This is a genomic window from Actinomarinicola tropica (assembly GCF_009650215.1).
Taxonomy (GTDB): domain Bacteria; phylum Actinomycetota; class Acidimicrobiia; order Acidimicrobiales; family SKKL01; genus Actinomarinicola; species Actinomarinicola tropica.
In genome coordinates, this window is record NZ_CP045851.1 from 1,302,270 (window position 1) to 1,321,936 (window position 19,667).

The 19,667-nt window shown below is 73.3% G+C and carries 18 protein-coding genes; 7 read left to right on the forward strand and 11 right to left on the reverse strand.

Annotation, left to right across the window (positions count from 1 at the left end):
- Positions 1-79: 79 nt before the first annotated feature.
- Entirely contained in the window at positions 80-1,060 is a 981-nt protein-coding gene (locus GH723_RS06445) for an LLM class F420-dependent oxidoreductase (protein WP_229023123.1), read from the forward strand.
- A 50-nt stretch (positions 1,061-1,110) separates the two neighbouring features.
- Positions 1,111-1,362 (forward strand): Rv0909 family putative TA system antitoxin, encoded by a 252-nt coding sequence (locus GH723_RS06450; protein WP_153758886.1) that lies wholly within the window; start codon positions 1,111-1,113, stop codon positions 1,360-1,362.
- A gap of 60 nt (positions 1,363-1,422) precedes the next feature.
- On the opposite strand, the gene GH723_RS06455 is transcribed toward GH723_RS06450, so the two are convergent.
- From GH723_RS06455 to GH723_RS06470, 4 genes are read right to left on the reverse strand one after another with little or no spacing between them, the layout of a single operon-like run.
- Complete coding sequence (locus GH723_RS06455; RefSeq protein ID WP_153758887.1) at positions 1,423-2,064, reverse strand: nitroreductase family protein; 642 nt, start codon at positions 2,062-2,064, stop codon at positions 1,423-1,425.
- A gap of 43 nt (positions 2,065-2,107) precedes the next feature.
- Entirely contained in the window at positions 2,108-3,583 is a 1,476-nt protein-coding gene (locus GH723_RS06460; RefSeq protein WP_153758888.1) for a fused MFS/spermidine synthase, read from the reverse strand.
- A gap of 52 nt (positions 3,584-3,635) precedes the next feature.
- A complete protein-coding gene (locus GH723_RS06465) occupies positions 3,636-5,459 on the reverse strand; it encodes a DUF2207 domain-containing protein (protein WP_195210574.1) in 1,824 nt (607 codons plus the stop codon).
- Complete coding sequence (locus tag GH723_RS06470; protein WP_153758890.1) at positions 5,456-6,241, reverse strand: SDR family oxidoreductase; 786 nt, start codon at positions 6,239-6,241, stop codon at positions 5,456-5,458. Before GH723_RS06470 ends, GH723_RS06465 begins: the two co-directional genes overlap by 4 nt.
- Before the next feature lie 170 nt (positions 6,242-6,411).
- Between GH723_RS06470 and GH723_RS06475 the strand changes: the two genes are divergently transcribed.
- The gene (locus GH723_RS06475) at positions 6,412-6,603 is read left to right on the forward strand and encodes a hypothetical protein (RefSeq protein WP_153758891.1); all 192 of its coding nucleotides are present in this window, start codon (positions 6,412-6,414) and stop codon (positions 6,601-6,603) included.
- A gap of 12 nt (positions 6,604-6,615) precedes the next feature.
- Here GH723_RS06475 and GH723_RS06480 read toward each other — a convergent pair whose 3' ends face one another.
- From GH723_RS06480 to GH723_RS06495, 4 genes are all read right to left on the reverse strand, one after another.
- Entirely contained in the window at positions 6,616-8,016 is a 1,401-nt protein-coding gene (locus tag GH723_RS06480; protein ID WP_153758892.1) for a wax ester/triacylglycerol synthase domain-containing protein, read from the reverse strand.
- Positions 8,017-8,045: 29 nt separating this feature from the next.
- A complete protein-coding gene (locus GH723_RS06485; protein WP_153758893.1) occupies positions 8,046-8,645 on the reverse strand; it encodes a DsbA family protein in 600 nt (199 codons plus the stop codon).
- 87 nt (positions 8,646-8,732) lie between these two features.
- Positions 8,733-10,187, reverse strand: coding sequence for an alpha/beta fold hydrolase (locus tag GH723_RS06490; RefSeq protein WP_153758894.1), 1,455 nt, complete (start codon positions 10,185-10,187; stop codon positions 8,733-8,735).
- A 37-nt stretch (positions 10,188-10,224) separates the two neighbouring features.
- Entirely contained in the window at positions 10,225-11,841 is a 1,617-nt protein-coding gene (locus GH723_RS06495; RefSeq protein ID WP_153758895.1) for an acyl-CoA synthetase, read from the reverse strand.
- Positions 11,842-11,886: 45 nt separating this feature from the next.
- Between GH723_RS06495 and GH723_RS06500 the strand changes: the two genes are divergently transcribed.
- Together GH723_RS06500 and GH723_RS06505 are read left to right on the forward strand one after the other, a co-directional pair.
- Positions 11,887-13,008 (forward strand): acyl-CoA dehydrogenase family protein, encoded by a 1,122-nt coding sequence (locus tag GH723_RS06500; RefSeq protein WP_153758896.1) that lies wholly within the window; start codon positions 11,887-11,889, stop codon positions 13,006-13,008.
- 23 nt (positions 13,009-13,031) lie between these two features.
- Positions 13,032-13,232: a hypothetical protein gene (locus GH723_RS06505; RefSeq protein WP_153758897.1), complete on the forward strand. Its 201-nt coding sequence runs from the start codon at positions 13,032-13,034 to the stop codon at positions 13,230-13,232.
- 176 nt (positions 13,233-13,408) lie between these two features.
- Here the strand turns inward: GH723_RS06505 and GH723_RS06510 are convergent, their stop codons facing one another.
- The 3 genes from GH723_RS06510 to GH723_RS06520 all read right to left on the reverse strand — a co-directional run bounded on the left by GH723_RS06510 (position 13,409) and on the right by GH723_RS06520 (position 17,650).
- Positions 13,409-14,365 carry an NAD(P)H-dependent flavin oxidoreductase gene (locus GH723_RS06510; protein ID WP_153758898.1) on the reverse strand — a complete coding sequence of 319 codons (957 nt, stop codon included), beginning with the start codon at positions 14,363-14,365 and terminating at the stop codon, positions 13,409-13,411.
- 316 nt (positions 14,366-14,681) lie between these two features.
- Positions 14,682-15,911 (reverse strand): NAD(P)/FAD-dependent oxidoreductase, encoded by a 1,230-nt coding sequence (locus tag GH723_RS06515; protein WP_153758899.1) that lies wholly within the window; start codon positions 15,909-15,911, stop codon positions 14,682-14,684.
- Positions 15,908-17,650 carry a VanW family protein gene (locus GH723_RS06520; protein WP_229023125.1) on the reverse strand — a complete coding sequence of 581 codons (1,743 nt, stop codon included), beginning with the start codon at positions 17,648-17,650 and terminating at the stop codon, positions 15,908-15,910. The genes GH723_RS06515 and GH723_RS06520 overlap by 4 nt, the downstream gene beginning before the upstream one ends.
- Positions 17,651-17,825: 175 nt before the next feature.
- Between GH723_RS06520 and GH723_RS06525 the strand changes: the two genes are divergently transcribed.
- Together GH723_RS06525 and GH723_RS06530 are read left to right on the forward strand one after the other, a co-directional pair.
- Positions 17,826-18,752: an SDR family oxidoreductase gene (locus tag GH723_RS06525; protein ID WP_153758901.1), complete on the forward strand. Its 927-nt coding sequence runs from the start codon at positions 17,826-17,828 to the stop codon at positions 18,750-18,752.
- Between the two features lie 37 nt (positions 18,753-18,789).
- Entirely contained in the window at positions 18,790-19,644 is an 855-nt protein-coding gene (locus tag GH723_RS06530; RefSeq protein WP_153758902.1) for a MaoC/PaaZ C-terminal domain-containing protein, read from the forward strand.
- Positions 19,645-19,667: the final 23 nt, after the last annotated feature.

Genomic DNA, 19,667 nt, shown 5'->3' on the forward strand with positions numbered 1-19,667 from the left:
TGCACGACGCCCGATCGTGACCGATGTCACACGCGGCGGACGACGTCGACCAGGGGGAGAGACCCAGATGCGCTACGGAATGACCGTCCCGTTCGGCGGGGTGCCGCTGCACGCCCAGCGGGAGTGGTTCGAGGAGCTCGTCGACCTCGGGTACACCGACGCCTGGTCCGCGGAGAGCGACGGCGCCGACGGCTTCACGCCCCTGGCCCTCGCCTCGGTGTGGGCCCCGACGCTCCGGCTCGGCACGGCGATCATCCCGGCCTTCACCCGCGGCCCCGCCTGCATGGCGCAGTCCGTGGGGTCCCTCGCCCAGGCGGCGCCCGGGCGCTTCGCGATCGGCCTCGGGTCGTCCTCGAACGTCATCGTCGAGGGGTGGAACGGCATCCCGTTCGAGGAGCCGTACCAGCAGGTCCAGGCGATGGTCCGCTTCCTGCGCGACGCCATGACCGGCGAGAAGGTCACGCGCGACTACGGCCGCTTCTCGGTCCGCAGCTTCCGCCTGGGCGTGGTGCCGCCCGAACCGGTCCCGATCCTCGTCGCCGCCCTGCGCGAGGGCATGCTCCGCCTGGCGGGCCGGGAGGGCGACGGCGCCATCCTCAACTGGCTGTCGCCTGCGGACGTCGCTCAGGTGACCCCTCACGTCGCCGAGGGCGCGGCCCGCTCCACGCGCGAGAGCGACACGGGCGAGCGCGAGATCGCCGCCCGCATCTTCGTCATCCCGAACCCCGACGCCGAGGTCGCCCGCGGCGCAGCGCGGCGCATGATCGCCGCCTACCTGAACGTGCCGGTCTACGCGAGCTTCCACGAGTGGCTCGGCCGAGGCGACGACCTGAAGCCGATGTGGGACCTCTGGTCGGCCGGGGACCGCAAGGCCGCCCTCGACGCCATCCCGGACCACGTCGTCGACGACCTCGTCGTGCACGGCGACCCGGCCGCGTGCCGCGAGACGATCGCGGCCTACGTCGAGAACGGCGTGACCACCCCCGTGCTGGCCGTGCTGCCGTTCGGCGTCGACATGCGTGAGAGCATCAGGGCGCTGTCCCCCTCGGCGGGTTCCTAGGGCGCTCGCCGGGTAGGGGCTCCCGCCGCCCACCGACACGAGGAGGCTCCATGGGCTTCATGGACGACGCGATGAAGAAGGTCAAGAAGGCCAAGGACCAGGCCACCAAGGCCGTCGCGGACAACGAGGACAAGATCGACGGCGCGATCGACAAGGTGGCCGGCGCCGCCGACGGCAAGCTCAAGGGCAAGCACCGCGACAAGGTCGCCAAGGCCGCCGATGCCGCGAAGAAGGGCGTCGACAAGATCGCCGGCGACAAGGGCGGCGAGGGCGGTGGTGGCGGGGCGCCCGGCGCCCGCTGACGACGGTCGAGCTCCGAGGACGCCGGTGGGCCCGCGCTCGGCGCGGGCCCACCCGTCAGCTCACGAGCCGAGCGTCTGCTTCCACTCGTTGAAGTACGTGATCTCCGCCGCCGGGCGCCGCTTCGCCGGCTTGAAGTCGTCGCCGGTGTAGTACCCGACCGGGATGAGCGCGGCCTGGCTCACGGTGTCGGGGATGCCGAGCAGCTCGGAGGCCTCGCGCTCGCGCATGAGGTGGATCGTGGTCAGCGCCGTGCCGAGGCCGCGGCTGCGGGCCGCGAGCATGAAGCTCCAGGCCGCGGGCAGCACCGACCCCCAGTAGCCGGGGCCGTCGCCTCGGTCGAGGAGGCAGGGGATCAGCATGGCCGGGACCTCGTGGAAGTGGTCGGCGAGGTAGTCCGCCGAGTCCGACACGCGGGTGTCGGCCTCGAGGCCCTGCTTGACCCGCACGGCCTTCTGCGACTCGAGGTAGGGGCCCCAGCCCTCCCGGTACATGTCGGCGAGCGCGGCCTTCTTCTCCGGCTCGTCGACGACGACCCACCGCCAGCGCTGGGTGTTGCCGCCGGTGGGCGCCTGGACGGCGACCTCGAGGCATTCGAGGATCAGCTCCCGGGGCACCGGCCGGGTGAGGTCGAGCCGCTTGCGCACGGCGCGCGTGGTGGTCAGCAGGTGGTCGACCTGCTGCAGGTCGAACTCGAAGCTCATGGGTGCTCTCCCCCTCGTGGATGGTCGGGGGCGACCCTAGCGGTCATGGACGACGCGTCAGCAGCTGGTCGACGGGGGCGTGGTCGTCGGTCAGGACCTCCGCGTCGCCGATCCACTCCCGGGCCGCCCCACCGGTGAGCACGCGGCCGTCCTCGGCGGGCACGGCGCCGGGCGCGAGGAGGGCGTCGAGCGGGGCGTCGCTCGCCACCAGCACGTGGTTGACGGGGCGGCCGCCGCTCGCGGTGGGAGGGAGGATCACGGCGACGTGCTCGAGCTCGGCGGCGAGGGTGGCGGCCTGGGCCCGGGCGAAGCGCGCGCTACCGCCGTCGATGACGTTCGCGACGTAGACGCCGTCGGGACGCATGACGCGATCGATCGCCTCGACGACCTCGCGGGTCGTCAGGTGCCACGGGACCGACAACCCTCCGAAGGCGTCCCCGACGACGAGGTCGACGGCGTCGTCGTCGAGGTCGTCGAGCGCCAGGCGGGCGTCGCCGGTCACGACCCGCAGACCCGGTCCCTGCTCGAGGTCGAGGTGGTCCTCGGCGATGCGCACCAGCTCGTCGTCGATCTCGAGGACGAGGTTGGTGGAGCCGGGTCGGGCGGCGTCGAGGTGGCGGGGGAAGGTGAAGCCGCCGCCGCCGAGGTGCAGCGCGTCGAGCGGGCCCTCGGGCATCGTCGCCGACGCGACGTCGTCGAAGAGCCGGATGTAGCGGAACTCCAGGTGGGAGGGGTCGTCGAGGTCGACGTAGCTGTGCCGGAGCGTGTCGAGCCACAGCACGCGCCCCGAGGGGTTCGTGAGGTCGCGCTCGATCGTGATGCAGAAGTACGCCGTCTCCCAGCGGCACGGGCTGGTGTCCGCGGCCGCCAACCCGCCGGAGCCGACGACGACGGCGAGGGTCAGCGCCGCGGCGCCCGGGCGCGGCATGCGCGAGGCGTGGCGGAACCAGACGAGCAGCCCGGACAGCACCAGCGCAGCGCCGATCGCGAGGACGATGGGACGGGTCGGCCAGGCCGCGACGAGGACGAAGCCGGTGAGGAACGTGCCGACGAGCGCCCCCGCCGTCCCCGCCGCCGACAGCCCACCCACGACCTCGCCGGTGTGCGCGACGTCATCGAGGCGCAGCTTCGCGACCATCGGCGAGATGGCCGACAGCACGGCGGCGGGGAGGAAGAAGGCGACGGTCGTGAGGAGCACGATCGCGGCGGGCCCCTCCCCGGCGCCGGGCCCGAGCGCGGCGAGGGCGGGCAGGGAGAGCCAGGCGAGCGCGCCTCCGGCGATCAGTGACGGACCGAGGAGCCGGCGGGGGTCGAGCCGGTCGGCGAGGCGGCCGCCGACGGCCGTGCCGAAGGCGATGGCGGCGAGGATCGTCCCGATGATGCCGGTGTAGGTCTCGAGGCTGACGCCGACGTAGGGAGCGAGGAGGCGCCCGGCGAGGATCTCGAGGACCAGGACCGCCGCCGAGGTCGCGAAGACGAGGAGCACCGCGGCGCGGCGGCCGATGAGGGGCGTGGCCATCCGGGGATTCTGTCAGGTGGACCCGGCGACCGCGAGGTCGCGGCGGTCGGTGTCAGCGGGCGCCGAAGCTCCCGCCGCCTCCGCCGCCCCCGCCGCCGGCCGAGAAGCCGCCGCCCGCGCCGCTGCCGCTCGACTGCGGCGTGGCGCTGGAGATCGCGGCGCCGCCGACGCTCGAGCCGAAGTCGCCGATCGAGCCCAGGCGGCCGTGCGCGCCCGATCGACCGGCCACGCCGACGTACCAGGGCGCCATGGCGCCGGGGCCCTCCTGGAGCACCTCGGGGAACCACACCTCGAGCCCCTCCAGCAGCTCCTCCGCCACGCCGAGCGCGACGGCCGCGACGAGGTACTGCTCCCACAGGACGAGGTGCCCGGCCGGTGCCTCGTCGAGGCGGGAGAAGTCCTCCATGTAGCGCTGGAGGCCCTTCCACTCGTGGTAGCGGCGGGCGCCGGCGGGCGTGCGGCTGCGGTGGAGGATCCCGAGCGGGAGGAGGACGAGCGCGGCCACGCCCGCCACGCCGGCCGCCACCCACGCCTCCACCAGGAGGGCCCCGACGGCGAGTGCGACGAGGAGGACGACGATCAGGCCGTGGAGGAGGAACGCAGCCGTCTTGCCCCGTGCCACGTACCGGCGCGCGTCGAGGTCCTCCTTCACCTCGCGCTGGAACGACGTCCAGGTGCGGTGCGCCGCCTTCTGGTCGCTCTTGTTCCGGTCGACCAGCTCCTCCTGGGTGGTGACGGGTCCGTCCTCGAAGAGCCAGTCGAGCAGCCGCCGCTCGAAGGGGCGGAGCTGGTCCTGCGGCGGTGGCGTCCGCACGAACCGGTGCTGGACCTCGTCGCGGCGCAACAGGCGCTCGACGGTGTACTCCTCGATGCGCAGGTGGCCCCGCCGGGCGAGGTCGAGCAGCGTCGCCGAGTAGGCGTCGGCGCCGATCGTGCCCCACGAGAGCAGCGCTGCCGCCACCGCCGGCGGGTCGTCGGGGACCTCGCGCCAGTAGTCGCCGAGGTCCTCGGGCCGCTTCGGGTCCTTGCCCCAGCGGCGCCAGATCATCCAGAACCCCCAGCCGCCGAGGGCGACGAGGGGCACGACGAGGACGTCGAGCGCCCGGGCGACGTCCTCGCGGAGCTCCTCGCGCCGTCGCTGCTCGTCGCGCCGGGCGTTGGCCTCGTCGGCCAGGCGTCCCTCCTCGTCGAGGATCGCCGGGAGCAGCTCGGCGTCGCCGGGGGGCACGTCGAAGCGCTCGACGGGCACGGCCAGGCGGGTCTCGACGAACTGGCCGGCGGGCACGCCGTCGACCCGGGCCGTGGCGATCGGGTCCTCGACCTCGATCACCCCGTCGAGCGGGCCGTGGGCCCACCCCCGCAGGCGGCCGGCGCCCTCGGGCACCGTGACGCGCGCCGTCCAGCTCCCGACGCTCGGCCCGTCGGTGCCGATCCACTGCCGGTAGAGGTCGACGACGTCGCTGCCCACCTCGACGCCGTCGACGACCTCGTAGCGCAGCTCGTAGGTGCGGGTCCCCGAGCGGGCGGGCGCGATGTCCCACTCGAACAGCTCCGGGGTCTGCACGAGCGTGTCGAGGCGCTGGCCGTCCTCGTCGTACGCGGCGATCGAGGTGATGCGGCCGCTCCTCTCCGAGGGCTGGAACGAGCGCGTGCCGACGGTGAACGGCTGGCTGTCCGCGCCACGGAAGGTGTACGTGACCCGCTCGACGACCTCGAGTCGCCCGTCCGGGTGGAGCGTGGCCTCCACGTCGATGGCGTCGATCGACGCGGAGCGCTCCTGCGCCGCGGCGGGGTCGCCGACACCGACGACACCGACGAGGACGAGAAGGGCGAGGAGCAGCGCCGGGAGGCGACGGCCGCGGGTCGCGGCGGTCACAGCGGCTGGGTGTAGCGGGCCTGGAGCCGGCGCATCCCGGCCAGCCAGCGATCGTGGTCCGTCGCCTTGCGCCGGACGTACTCGGCGACCTCGGGATGGGGGAGGATCAGGAAGCTCTCCTCGGCGAGACCGGCCACCACCGCGTCGGCGACCTCCTCGGGCTCCATCATCCCGTCCACGCCGGCGACGCCTCCCCCCTCGCTACCGGCGGTCATGTTGGTGCGCACCGCCTGCGGGCAGAGGACCGAGACGCGGATGCCCTGGTCGCCGTGGGTGACGGCCATCCACTCGGCGAGCGCCACCGCGGCGTGCTTCGTGACGGCGTAGGGCGCCGAACCGATCTGGGTGAGGAGCCCGGCCGCCGAGGCGGTGTTCAGCAGGTACCCCTCGCCCCGCTCGATCATCGCCGGGAGGGCGGCGCGGGCGGCGTACACGTGCGCCATCACGTTGATGTCGATGATCCGACGCCAGTCGTCGTCGGGCACCTCGACGCCTCCGGCGATGCCGATCCCGGCGTTGGAGCAGACGAGGTCGACCGGCCCGATCGCCTCGGCGGCGGCGACCAGGTCGGCGACGTCGTCCTCGCGGGCCACGTCGCAGCGCCGGGTGACGACCTCCGCTGCACCGGCGCCGAGGTCGTCGGCGACCCGGCCGAGCGCGTCCTCGTCGAGGTCGCCGAGCACCAGGGCCCGGGCTCCCTCCGCGGCGAACCGGCGGGCCAGCGCCGCTCCGATCCCGTGCGCCGCGCCGGTGATGACGACGATCCGATCCCTGAGGTCCATGCCGTCGGATGCTAGGTGTCCACGAGGGTGCGCCGAGGAGGTGGGCGTGAACCTCGGGTGATCGGGGAAGACGCGGGCATGAAACGTCGTTGTCACGGATGGTCGCTATGGTGGCCTCCACGGATCGGGTCGGCCGATCCGACACCCCCAGCGAGCTCGGGAGGGATCGCATGACTGAGACGGCTGCCGTCGACACCATCGCCGAGGCGCTGGCCCTCATCGACAGGGGCCTGGGTGACATGCAGCACCGTGAGCTCGTGTCCACCGACGAGGTGTCCGACCTGCTGCTCGACGTGCGTCTGCTCCTCGCCGCCCAGCACGGCGACGACGAGGCCCTCGAGTCGGCCCTCACGCCGAACTAGGCGGGCGGCGGCTCAGACCGCCGCCGACACCTCCTGGAGCGCGCCCACCACGGCGTCGCGCAGCAGCTCGGGTGCGGTGACCACCCCGGCGTCCACGTGGATGCCGAGGTCGACGCGCCCGTCGTAGGTCATCATCGTCACGTTCACCGGGGTCCCGACGAGGGGGCCGAGGGCGTGGGTGGAGATGATGCGTGCCCCAGCCACGTAGAGCGGGAACGGCGCCGCGCGCACGTTGGAGCACACGAGGTCGGTCGCTCCGGTCTGGCGGCGGACGACCTCGGCGAGCACCCCGGTGGGGACCACCTCGGCCAGGCCGGCGAGGCGACCCATGAGCGAGGCGCCGGGCCGGTCGATCTCGGCGCGGAGCAGGTCAGCCACCTGGCGCAGGTGGGGTGAGGCCGCGAGGTCGTCGCCCGCCGGGAGGACGACGCGGATGGGGGCGAAGGCGTTCCCGCCGGTCCGGCTGTCGTGGCGGGTGCTGACGGGGACGGCGACGCGCAGTTCGGCGATCTGCTCCCCGTGCTGGCGGTGGTAGGAGGCGGCGCCGCGGAGGACCGCGGTGACGAACACGGCGTTCACCGACGTGCCGGTGCGCGTCGCGGCGGTGCGCACCGGCTCGAACGGCACCGAGCCGACGACCAGGCGCCGCCCGGCGCTCCGGTGCGCCCACAGGTCCGAACGCGCCGGGCCGGTGACGAGCAGCTGGCGTCGGAGGGCATCCACCGCCTCGACGGCGGCGCCGCCGGCCACCGCGAAGCGGCCGGGATCCGCGAGGCCCTCTGTCGTCCACCGCGTGGCCGCCGCCAGCTGGCGGGCGAGGTCGCCCGCACGCTCGGCGGTCCGCACGACCGCCCGTTCCACGCGCGTGCCCTCCGGCGGCGCCGGCCCGGCGACGAAGGGATCGGGCGCGGGGTCCGGCGCGTCGGGCCGCGGATCGACGTAGTGCTGGGACAATCGGATGCCGCCGACGCCGTCGGAGACCACGTGGTGCATCCGCTGGATCAGAGCGGCGCGACCGCCGGGCACGCCCGTGACGACCTCCATGTCCCACAGCGGTCGATCGGGGTCGAACGGGGCGGCCACCAGGTCGGCGGCGCGGCCGAGGAGGGCCGGCTCGTCGGCGCCGTCCGCATCGGCCTCGGACCACCGCAGGTGGTGGTCGAGCGCGAAGCCCTCGTCGTCGCGCCACGTGGGAGGCGCGCCGGGTAGGACGGCGGGAGCGACGAGTCGCCGCAGCCGTGGGAGCGCGGCGACCGCGCCCGCCATGCGTCGTCGCAGGCGGTCGGGGTCGGGCTCGCCCTCGAGCAGGCTGATCGTGCCGAAGGCCGCCGAGAGACCGGGGTGGCCGCCGACGCGCCACATCAGCGACTCGAGGCCGGTGAGGGCGGTCCCTTCACGCTCGTCGTCGGGCACCCGCCAAGGCTAACGGGGGTCCGGGTGCCTCAGCGGCGGATGGCGGTGTGCTTGAACTCGTTGAGCTGGGGCCAGCCGGTGAGCATGTCGACGATCCGCTCGACGGTCGAGGTCGCGAGCTCGGCGTCGCCCCGTGGCGGCTCCATCAGCCGCACGAACACGGCGTCCGTCTCGCTCATGAACGTCGGCACGCCCCAGACCGACAGGTCGCGGACCGACGCCTCGTGCTCCTCCTTGACCGTCGTCAGCGGGGCGCCGGTGGCGACCTCCTGGAGGATGGCGTCGGCGTCGAGCCCGGCGGCGTCGAGGACCTGGATGATCTCGCCCTTGTCGGAGAGGTCGCGAGCGTGGGTGTGGCGCAGCTCGAACAGCTCCCGGTGCACCGTGGGGAAGGCATCGGCGTGCTGGTCCCGCACGACCACCGACACCTGGAGGGCCAGGAGCCCCGAGTCGCGGTCCGGCTCGTCCCACACGTCGACGCCGCCGTCCTCGACGTGCGTCTGGCCGAGGGAGAACGGGACGAAGCGGACGTCCCAGTCGGCGCCGGCAGCGAGGCCCTCCAGCACGTGGAGGTGGGCGATGCGTGCGAACGGGCAGCGGTAGTCGTAGGTGAGCGCGAAGGAAGCCATGGTCGGTCCAACGCGTGGACCGTGCGGGATGTTCCGGCCACCGGACGTGGCGGTCGCGGAGCGCGGTCCCGGTCCCGGGGAGCGGTGTCAGTCCCGGGGGAGCGGGGCGAGGCGCACGGCGGCCTCTCCGAGCACGATGCCGAGCACCGCGCCACCCACCACGTCGGAGGGGTGGTGGATGCGCACGTGGACCCTGCTCGTGGCGACGACGGCCGCGAGCGCGTACCAGAGCGGTCCGAGCCCGTTGCGGTCCGAGAGCAGCCGTGCCGCCATGAACGCCGAGCTGGCGTGCCCGCTCGGGAAGCTCGACGTGGCCGGCATCCGGAGGGTGTGCGGGCGCTCGCCGTCGTGGATCGGCCGCGTCCGGCGGAACAGCGACTTGATCGCCCCGTTCACCAGCGCCGACTCGATGCCGAGGCTCGTCGAGAGGCGGGCCGCCCTGCGGATGCCGTGGCGGCGGTCGGCCACCCCCTGGGCAGCACCGGCGAGGTGCCAGATCAGGCTCCAGTCCCCGAGCGCCGAGGCGGAGTAGAAGACCCGATCGACGACGGGGATGCCCCGCAGCCGCTCCCAGGCGCGGTCGATCTCGGCGTCGATCCGGCCGACGGCGTGGCCGAACCCGGGGGTGGCCGCGGCGACCGAGGCGGCGACGGGTTCGTCGTCGGTGTCCGGGGCGGGTGGGGGGAGCGGCGTGAACGAGCTGGTCTCCTCGAACGCCTCCCGGATCCGCGCTGCGATGCCGGCCGGGTCCTCGAGCGGGCCGAAGTGGCCGAGCTCGGGGTGTTCCTCCAGCCGTCCCATCGGGAGGCCGTCGGCGATGCGGGGGGCGATCGTGGCCGGGAACCCGCCGTCGCCTCCGGCGGCGATGGTGACCGGGCAGGCGATGTCGTCGAGGCGCTCGAAGGTGTCGTGCGTGCCGCTGCTCGAGTACACGGCGGCCTCGTCGACACCTCGGCACTTCAGCCGGACGGTGCCGTCGGCGAGGTCCTCGAAGCCGTGGTCGACGTAGGCACGGAGGCACGCGGGGTCGAGCGAGGCGAGAGGCGGCTTCGAGGCGTAGTTCCCGTAGGCGGCCTCCCGGGAGTCGAACACCTCGCGCCGGCGTCGAGCCCCCTCCGCGAGGGGGTTGGAGCCCTCGGCGGAACGCACCTCGAGGATCTCGGTGGGCAGGACGATCGGCTCGAAGCACCAGAGGGACGCGAACGTGCCGGGTCGGGCCGCCTCGGCCATCAGCAGCGCGGCGCCGCCCTTGGAGTGGCCGACACCGAAGACCGGGCCCTCGACGACGAGGTCGTCGACCACGCTCAGCACGTCGCGGCCGAACCGGTTCCAGTCGAACTCGTGGTCCTCCGGCACCCGGGTGTCGCCGTGGCCCCGGAAGTCGATCGCCAGGCAGTGGAACATGTCGCCCAGGCGGTCGGCCAGGGGCTGCCAGACGCGACCGTGGAAGCCGGTGGCGTGGGCGAAGAGGAGCACCGGACCGGTGCCCCCGAGGTCGTGGACGGCGACGTCGACGCCGTCGGGGGTGCGGACGCGGTGCATGCGCCCATCGTGGCGCAGCGGGGTCACGGGGTGCAGATCAGCGTCCGAGCTCGGCCCGGGCGTGGGTGGTGAGACCCTTGTAGTCGACCTTGCCGTTGGCGGCCCGCCCGATGGTCGGCACGTAGACGACGTGGCGCGGTGCCTTGTAGGACGCGAGCCGGCCCTTCACGTGGGCGATCAGCTCGTTCTCGGCGGGCTGGCCGCCGTCCGCCGGCTCGACGACCGCGGTGATCGCTTGGCCGAACTTCTCGTCGGGCACGCCCACGACGACGGCGTCGCGCACCTCGGGATGGGTCTTCAGCGCCTCCTCGACCTCCTCGGGGAAGACCTTCTCGCCGCCGGTGTTGATGCACACCGAGCCGCGTCCGAGGAGGGTGAGGGAGCCGTCGGCCTCGACCGTGGCGTAGTCGCCGGGCATCGAGTAGCGCTGGCCGTCGATGGTGATGAAGGTGGCCGCCGTCTTCTCCGGGTCCTTGTAGTAGCCGACCGGCACCCGGCCGGCGACGGCGACGCGACCGATGGTGCCCGAGCCCGGCTCCACGTCATGGCCGTCGTCGTCGATCACCCTGGCGTTCTGGCCGAGCGAGAACTTGGCGGTCTTGGCCGCGGCCCCGGCGGCCGAGACCGACTGGCCCATGCCGAGCGCCTCCGAGGAGGAGAACGCGTCGACGAGGAGCATCCCCGCGTGGTGGCGCAGCAGGCCCTCCTTGGTGGCCTCGCTCCACATCACGCCCGACGAGCTCATCATCTTCAGGCTCGAGATGTCCCAGCGGTCGGGCTGGGCGTCGAGCGCGGCGAGCATCGGCTTGGCGAAGGCGTCGCCGACGATCGCCGCGCCGTTGACGCCCTCCCGCTCGATCGTGTCGAGCATCTCGACCACGTCGAAGGTGCGACCCTCCATGGTGACGACCGTCCCGCCGGTGAGCATGCCGATCAGCGCGTTGAACCAGCCCGTGCCGTGCATGAGGGGGCAGGCGGGGAGCACGACGAGCCCCTCGGCGAGCGAGTCGACGGCGGCGGCGACGTCGGTCGGGCCGGCGAACACCGGGTTGGTGTTGCCGCCGAGGATCGAGATGAGGTCGGTCTGGCGCCACATGACGCCCTTCGGCATGCCGGTGGTGCCGCCGGTGTAGAGCATGAGGATGTGGTCCCCGCTGCGGCCCCAGGGTGGGACGACGCGCTCGGTGGCGGCCGACGCCGCCTGCTCGTAGGGGATGGCCCAGTCGGGGCAGGGGCCGGTGCCGTCGTCGACCCAGATCCACGTGCGGACGTTCGGCACGCGGGGTCGCACCGCGTCGCAGCGGTCGGCGAAGCAACCGTGGAAGATCACCGCGACGGCGTCGGCGTTGTCCCAGAGGTAGGCGAGCTCGTCCTCGACGTAGCGGTAGTTGGTGTTCACCGGGACGAGCCCGGCTTTGAAGATCCCCATCTGGGACTCCATGTAGGCGTCGCAGTTGTAGAGGTACTGCGCGACCTTGTCCTGCTCGACCGCGCCGGCGTCGAGCAGCGTGCGGGCGATGCCGTCGGCGCGGCGGTCGGCCTCGGCCCACGTGCGGTGCACGTCCCCGTGCACCAGGAGGGTGCGGTCGCCGTAGCGGTCGGCGATGCCCTCGATGACGTCGGCGAAGTTCCAGTTCTCGGTGGTGTCCCCCATAGGTGCCGGATCCTATTGCCAGGACGACAACTAGTGTCCTGAATCGTGGACTTCGACCTCCCCGCCGACGACGATCCGCGCCGGACCGAGGTGCGGGCGTGGCTCGCCGAGCACCCCTCGCCGACCGGCAGGGACCTGGCCGAGGCGGGATACGTCGCGCCGCACTGGCCCCGGCCCTACGGCCTCGACGCCGACCCGATCACCCAGATCGTCATCGACGACGAGCTGGCCCGCGCCGGCGTGGTCCGGCCGTCGAACCCCATCGGCGTCGGCTGGGCGGGACCGACGATCCTCCACGCCGGCACCGAGGAGCAGAAGGCGCGCTACCTGCCGCCTCTGCTCTCCGGCGAGGAGGTGTGGTGCCAGCTCTTCAGCGAACCCGGCGCCGGCTCGGACCTGGCCTCGCTGTCGACCCGCGCGGAGCGCGACGGCGACGAGTGGATCGTGAACGGCCAGAAGATCTGGACCTCGCTCGGGCACCAGGCGACGTTCGGCATCCTCATCGCTCGCACCGACCCCGCGGCCCCGAAGCACCAGGGCATCTCCTACTTCGTGTGCCCCATGGACCTGCCCGGCATCGAGGTCCGGCCCATCATCGAGATGACCGGCGGCCACACGTTCAACGAGGTGTTCTTCACCGACGTGCGGCTGCCCGCGGGGTCGCTCGTGGGCGACGAGCACCGGGGCTGGACGCTCGCGAAGGTCACCCTCGGCAACGAGCGGGTGTCGCTGTCGAGCGGCGGAGCCCTGTGGGGGAGGGGTCCGGTCGCCGAGGACCTGCTCGACGTGGTCCGCGCCGCCGGCGGCACGTCCGACCGCGTCCTGCGCCAGGAGCTCGCCCGGCTCCACATCGAATCGGAGATCCTCCGGCTCATCCGCCTGCGCACGGTCACCGCGGCGATCAAGGGCGAGCCGCCCGGGCCGGAGGCGTCGATCCGCAAGGTCCTGGCCGACGAGCACGGCCAGCGGATCATGGGCCTGGCCAAGGATCTGAGCGGCCCCGGCGGCATGCTGGCGGACCGCGGACCGCTCGGCTCCGACCCCGCCCTGTGGCACTACGGCTTCTTGTTCTCACCTGCGCTCACCGTCGGAGGTGGCACGGGGGAGGTCCAACGGAACATCATCTCCGAGCGCGTCCTGGGCCTGCCCCACGACCCCGACGTCTGATCCACCCCACCGAGGAGACCCCTGTGGCCGACACCGACACCACCGACGAGCTGCGCCGCCACCAGAAGGTGACGGCGGCGACCGACCTGATCGGTGTCCCCGCCGGCACGAAGGGCAAGGTGCTGCTGGTCAACGGCCTCGGGCCGTGGATCCGCTACCGCGTGCTGTTCGAGAACGGCGTCGAGCGTGGCAACGTCCTGCGGGAGCAGCTCGACGAGGCCTGATCCCTCCGTCGCGGCGCCGACGCACCCGCGACCACGCGTCGCACCTGCATGGGGAGGCGCAGCGCCCATGGAGGTGGTGTGGCTCCCCGTGGCCCGCCCTCGGGGAGGCGCCACACGTCGGAGCGTGCTGCCGCTCCCCACGCAACGGGCGGGCAGGTGGCGGCGGGGCTCCGCGCTCAGCCGATGCGGGCGAGGGTGGCCTCGGCCTCCTCGACGAAGCGCACGACCAGCTCCCCGGCGGGGACGAGCTCCTCGATGGCGCCGGCGCCCTGGCCGGCGGGCCAGAACTCCTTGTCGGGGTCGACCTCGGCCGTCTCGTCGGCGCCGAGGTGGTTGGCCCCGTCCGAGCTCGAGCGGAGGAACTGCTGGGGGAACGGCTGGAGCTCCTCGGGGTGCTCCTCCCAGTACTGGGTGTAGCTGTTCCGCACGACGCGGCACGTCTTGCCCGTGTAGCCCCGGGAGATGACGGTGCCGTCGTCCTGCAGGGCGATGAGGCGCTCCTTGTAGCCCGGCGTGGCCCGGGCCTCGGGGGTGGCGATGAAGCGGGTGCCGACCCACACGCCGTCGGCGCCGAGCGCCAGGGCGGCGGCCAGGCCCCGCCCGTCGACGATGCCGCCGGCGGCGACCACGGGCACCCGCTCGCCCACGGCGTCGACGATCTGGGGGACGAGGGCCATGGTGGCGACCTGCCCGGTGTGGCCGCCGGCCTCGGTGCCCTGGGCCACGACGATGTCGCACCCGGCCTCGACGGCGGCGATGGCGTGGCGCACCTTCCCGCACATGTTCATCACGAGGACGTTGTTGTCGTGGCAGAGGTCGACGACGTCGCGGGGCACGCCGAGCCCGGCGACGAACACCTGGGCGCCGCCGTCGATGATCTCCTTGACCTTGGCCTCCATGTCGCCGGGCGAGGCGGTGAGGAGGTCGACGCCGAAGGGCTTGTCGGTGGCCTCGCGCACCTGGCGGATCTCGCCGACCATCTCGTCGAACCCCATGGTCGAGGCGCCCATGCAGCCGAAGCCGCCGGCCTCGGACACCGCGGTGACGAGCTGGTGGTACGACACGCCGCCCATGCCGGCGAGCATGACGGGGTGGTCGATCTGGAGGGCCTCGGTCAGGCGGGTGCGCAGCATGCGCGCACACTATCGAACGGCGTGTCAACGAGCCGGGAGCGCTCCACGCGGGACCTGGGCGCTTCCGGGTACGCGGATCGACCGCGGGTGTCGTGTTCGGTACCGAGAACGGCGGGATGCCCCGGGGCGCGCCGGACCCCTCGCAGCTCCCCAGGGGGGAGGGAGCCACGAGGGGGATCCGGACCGGTCGGACCGTCGCACCGAGGATGACCGTTCCCTGGGGCCCGACCTGTTGGGCGCAACGTACCGAGGTCGTGTGTCGGGCTCGTGTCGTGGCCGTGAACGCGTCGCGTCGGCGGCCTCGCCGGCCGGGGCGCTAGGTCCGGTCCGACGGGACCGCAGGTGCGCCGGCGTACGCGGGCGGGCCGCTGAGCGCGCCCCGGCGCCAGCGGCGTGGCGTCAGCGCGATGCCACGGGGGGAGTCCTCGAACAGCCAGCGGCCCACGTTGCGGCGCGTCCAGGGGTGCAGCCCGACGACGGCGATCGCCGCTTCGGCGCCCCACCGCTGGGCGAGGATCGTGCCGAGCGCGGACGCCATCCGGTGGTCCGCGGCGAGCTCGCGGCGCACCTCGTCGGTGTAGCGCCGGACGACGTCGGCGGCCGGAGCCCGGCCACCGGCGATGACGGCTTCCGCGGCCAGGCGTCCGGTGAGGAGGGCCTGACCGATCCCCTCGCCGGTCATCACGTCGGCGGCGCGTGCGGCGTCGCCGACGAACAGCGCCCGGCCGGTCCCGAGCGTCGCGGCGTCGATCCCCGCGGGGATCGGCCACGCCCGGTGCGGACCCTCGGGCTCGGCTCGAGGGCCGAGGACCCGCCGGATCGGTGCGCGCTCCAGGAGGTCGGGCCACAGGCGGGCGAGCGCGCCGCCGTCGAGGTGGTGCCCGCGCAGCACGCCGAAGCCGACGTTGGCCCCGCCGTCCGGGAGCGGGAACGACCAGGCGTAGCCGGGCAGCAGGTCGGGCTCGAACCAGACGTGGAGGTCGCGGGTGCCGGGTCCGGTGTCGCGGAAGTACTGCCGGAACGCGTGCCACTCGCCCCGGTAGCCGGGATCGTGGACGCCGAGCGCCTTGCGCAGCGGCGACCACATGCCGTCAGCCCCGATCGCCCAGCGGGCGCGCACCGGCTCGTGGCCCTCGACGGCCACCTCCACCGAGTCGTCGACACGCGTCGCCGAGCGGAGGGCCGCTCCCTCGAGGACCGTGACCCCCTCCGAGCGGGCGAGGTCGACGAGCGCAGCGTCGAGGTCGGCCCGGCGGGCGACCGCGGCGTACGTGCCCGGACCCTCGGGCAGCGGGAGGGTGACGATCCGGCGCGCGGGCGAGTGGAGGAACATCCGCGGCACGTCGATCCACGACGCCACGTCCGCCGGTGGGAGTCCGAGCGCCTCCAGCTCGCGCAGGGCGAGCGTGGTGAGCCCGTCGCCGCAGGTCTTGTCGCGGGGGAACCTCGCCTTGTCGATGACGACCACGTCGAGCCCGGCCCGGTGCAACGTGAGCGCCGCCGCTGTGCCCGCCGGACCGGCGCCGACGACGACGACGTCGATCATCCGCCGGCCTCGGGCGGCGGGGGAGCCGGGGGAGGGGGTGGCGGAGCGGCCGGCGCCGCGGGCTCGGTCGTCGGCACGCTCGACTCGCCCGAGCAGTTCTCGCCCTCGCGCCGGCGGTAGAGCGCGCCGACGGTGTCGACCTCGACGCGCCCGTCGAGGAAGCGCCGGGTGCGCTCGGTGCGCACGCGGGTGCACACGCCCTGGGGCTCGGTGGTCTGGCCTGTCTGCTCCACGTCGACGTGCTTCGTGGAGTAGAGGGTCACCGTGATCTCGGTGTCGGTGTAGCTCGGCCAGATGAGGACGCCGTAGGGGGAGGTGTTGCGGATCTGGAGGTCCGGGTGGGGCCACGACAACGTGGCCTCGCGCCCGTAGGGGTAGCGCGAGAAGTAGATCGAGTGGGCCTGGTACTCGCCGAAGTCGAGCCCCGCGAAGAAGGCGGCGTTGAACAGCGTCGTGGTGAACTGCGAGATGCCGCCGCCGAGCTGGTCGACGACGACGCCGTTCGTGATGCCGCCGGCGGGCAGGTAGCCCTTCTCGGCCGTGCGCTGGCCGACGTGCTCGTTGAGCGAGAACGTCTCGCCCGGTGGGATGACGACGCCGCGCGTGGCGTCGGCGATGAGGTGGATGTTCGTCACCCGGTTCTGGCAGCACGTGTGGGTGGTGGTGAAGCTCGCCACCTCCTCGACGATGCCGAGGCCCTCGGCCCACTCCCGGTCCCGCTCGCTCTCGGCGGGGATGAGCTCGAGGTCGACGGTCTCGGCCCGGTCGTGGAGGGCGTCGTCGAGGCGTTCGACGCTGCCGTCGCCGCAGCAGGTCGTCGGGTTCTCGCCGCCGACGATCTGCACCACGCCGTCCTGCACGGTGAAGCTGGCGTCGGTGCCCGCCGTCCCGGCGTCGGCGTACAGCTCGGCGAGAGCGGGCGCCGCCAGCGACTCGTCGAGGGTCCAGTCGACCTCCGACGGGTCGTCGGCCTCGAGCACCAGCCACGACCGGAGGGCGGTCACGTCGAGGGGGCGCTCGACCGCACCCACCACGACCGTGGGCGGGGAGGCGGTGGCCGCTTCCGCGTCGCGCGCCGCGGCGTCGGCCTGCTCGTCGGACACGAGCGGGGCGATCTCGGTGAGCGGTGCGCGGACCCGGACGGTGTCGAGCGCGGGGTCCGCCGCGTCGGCTGCGTCCTGCAGGGCGTCGGCCAGGTCGGCGGCGTCGACACCGGCACCGGGCGTGCCGGCGACCGCCCGCACGCCGTTGGCGTCGCCCTCGAGCGACGGTTCGCTCGCCTCGGTGACGCCGGGCAGCTCCGTCTCGCTGAGCGAGGAGCGCAGGACGGACTCGTCGACCTGGTGGCGGAGGGGGACGTCGCGCTGGCCGACGAAGCTCCCGATCCAGCGGAAGGGGCGCGTCAGCAGAGGGCCCTCTCCCTCGTCGACCTGCTCGATGGTGGCGTCGTGGTCGACGCTCAGCCCGAGGGAGCGGGCGTCGGTGGTCGCGGTGCCGGACCCGGTGTCGAGGACGATGCGCAGGTCCTGGCGCTCGGCGGCGATCCGCTCGACGGCCCGTTCGAGGTCCTCGGCGTCGAGCCCGGAGATGTCCTCGCCGGCGAGGGTGACGTTGCGCTCGACGTCCTCGCCGGCGAACCCGGGATCGAGGAAGGAGGCCGCCATCAGCAGGCCGTAGAGGAGCAGGAGCGCACCGGCGCCCCACACCAGGGCCCAGCGCCCCCTGATGGTCTGGAGCACGCGCGACATCGGACCCCATCATTCCATCCCGTCGAGCGTGCTCCACATCGCTGCGGTCGGCGGTCCCGGACGGAATGGGTGTGCCCGGTGTCCCTCTGCAATGATCCGGGGCGGGCCCGTCCGGGGGACGGACGCGGCCGACGTGTCGCCCTACATCCAGGAGAAGAGTCACACGATGGGAATCCTCGACGGTCGAGTCGCCATCATCACCGGCGCCGGTCGCGGCATCGGTCGCGAGCACGCGCTGATGATGGCCGAGCAGGGTGCGAAGGTCGTCGTGAACGACCTCGGCGCGGAGATGGACGGCAGCGGCGGTGGCACCGGCCCCGCCGGCGAGGTCGTCGAGGAGATCCGCGGCATGGGCGGCGAGGCCGTCGTGAACGGCGACGACGTCTCCTCCTGGGAAGGCGCCCAGAACATGGTCAACCAGGCCGTCGAGACCTTCGGCGACCTCAACGTGGTCGTGAACAACGCCGGCATCCTCCGGGACCGCATGCTCACGAACATGACCGAGGAGGAGTGGGACGCGGTCATCAAGGTGCACCTGAAGGGCACCTTCGCTCCTGCCCGCTGGGCCGCCGCCTACTGGCGCGAGCAGTCGAAGGCCGGCAAGGAGGTCTCGGGCCGCATCATCAACACCGCGTCCCCGTCGGGCATCTACGGCAACGTCGGCCAGACCAACTACGGCGCGGCGAAGGCCGGCATCGCCAGCTTCACCGTCATCGCCGCCCTGGAGCTCGCCCGCTACGGCGTCACCGTCAACGCCATCGCCCCCACGGCGCTCACCCGCATGACCGAGAACCTCGGCATGGGGCAGCTGCCCGAGGAGGCGAAGGAGCAGATGTCGCCGCGTTGGATCTCGCCGATCGTCACCTGGCTGGCGTCCGACGAGGCGAAGAACGTCACCGGTCGCGTCTTCGACGTGAGCGGCCGCTACCTCGGCATCGCCGAGGGCTGGCACCGCGGCCCGACCGCCGACCCGGTCGACGATCCGGCCCAGCTCGGCGCGGTCGTCGATCAGCTCATGAAGGACGCCCGCCTCAACGCCGACATGAGCGGCAAGGACGCCGAGGGCCCCGGCCGTCCCGGCAAGGGCATCTAGCCTCCATCCGACACGCACGACGACAGGGGGGAACGTCATGCCCATCAACCCGGACGCTGTCGGCTCCAAGGGTGAGCCGGGTCGGCGCAGCTGGAACAGCAAGGACGCACTGCTCTACGCGGTGAGCGTCGGCGCCGGCAGCCTCGACCCGGTCACCCAGGAGCTCGAGTTCACGACCGAGAACACCAAGGGCGTGCAGCAGCGCGTCCTGCCCACCATGGCCGTGGTCCTCGGCGCCGGTCGCGGCGCCATGGGCAAGGTCGGGACCTTCAACCCGGCCATGCTCGTCCACGGCGAGCAGGCGATCACCTTGCACCGCGAGATCCCCGTCGAGGGCGAGCTCGAGGCCGAGAGCGAGATCGTCGGCATCTACGACAAGGGGAAGGGCGCGGTCATCGTGACCGAGTCCCACTCCAAGCTGGTCGACACCGACGAGCCGCTGTTCAGCACCCGCTCGTCGGTGTTCATCAGCGGCGAGGGCGGCTTCGGCGGCGATCGGGGCCCGTCGGGCCCCACGAACGTCCCGCCCGAGCGGGCGCCGGACCACGAGGTCACCTACTCGACCCGGCCCGACCAGGCGCTCACGTACCGCCTGAACGGCGACCGCAACCCGCTGCACTCGGACAAGCAGTTCTCCGACATCGGCGGGTTCCCGAAGCCGATCCTGCACGGGCTGTGCACCTACGGCTTCACGGGTCGGGCGCTGCTCCACTCGCTCTGCGACGGCGATCCCGCCCGGTTCCGGCACATGGAGGGGCGCTTCGCCTCGCCGGTGCTGCCAGGCGACGACCTCACGGTCCGCATGTGGCGGACCGGTGACGGCGAGGCCCTGTTCACCACCTCGGTGGGGGACAAGACGGTCATCAGCGGCGGGCTCTGCCGCTTCGACTGAGACCTGCTCCGTCGGCGGGTCGG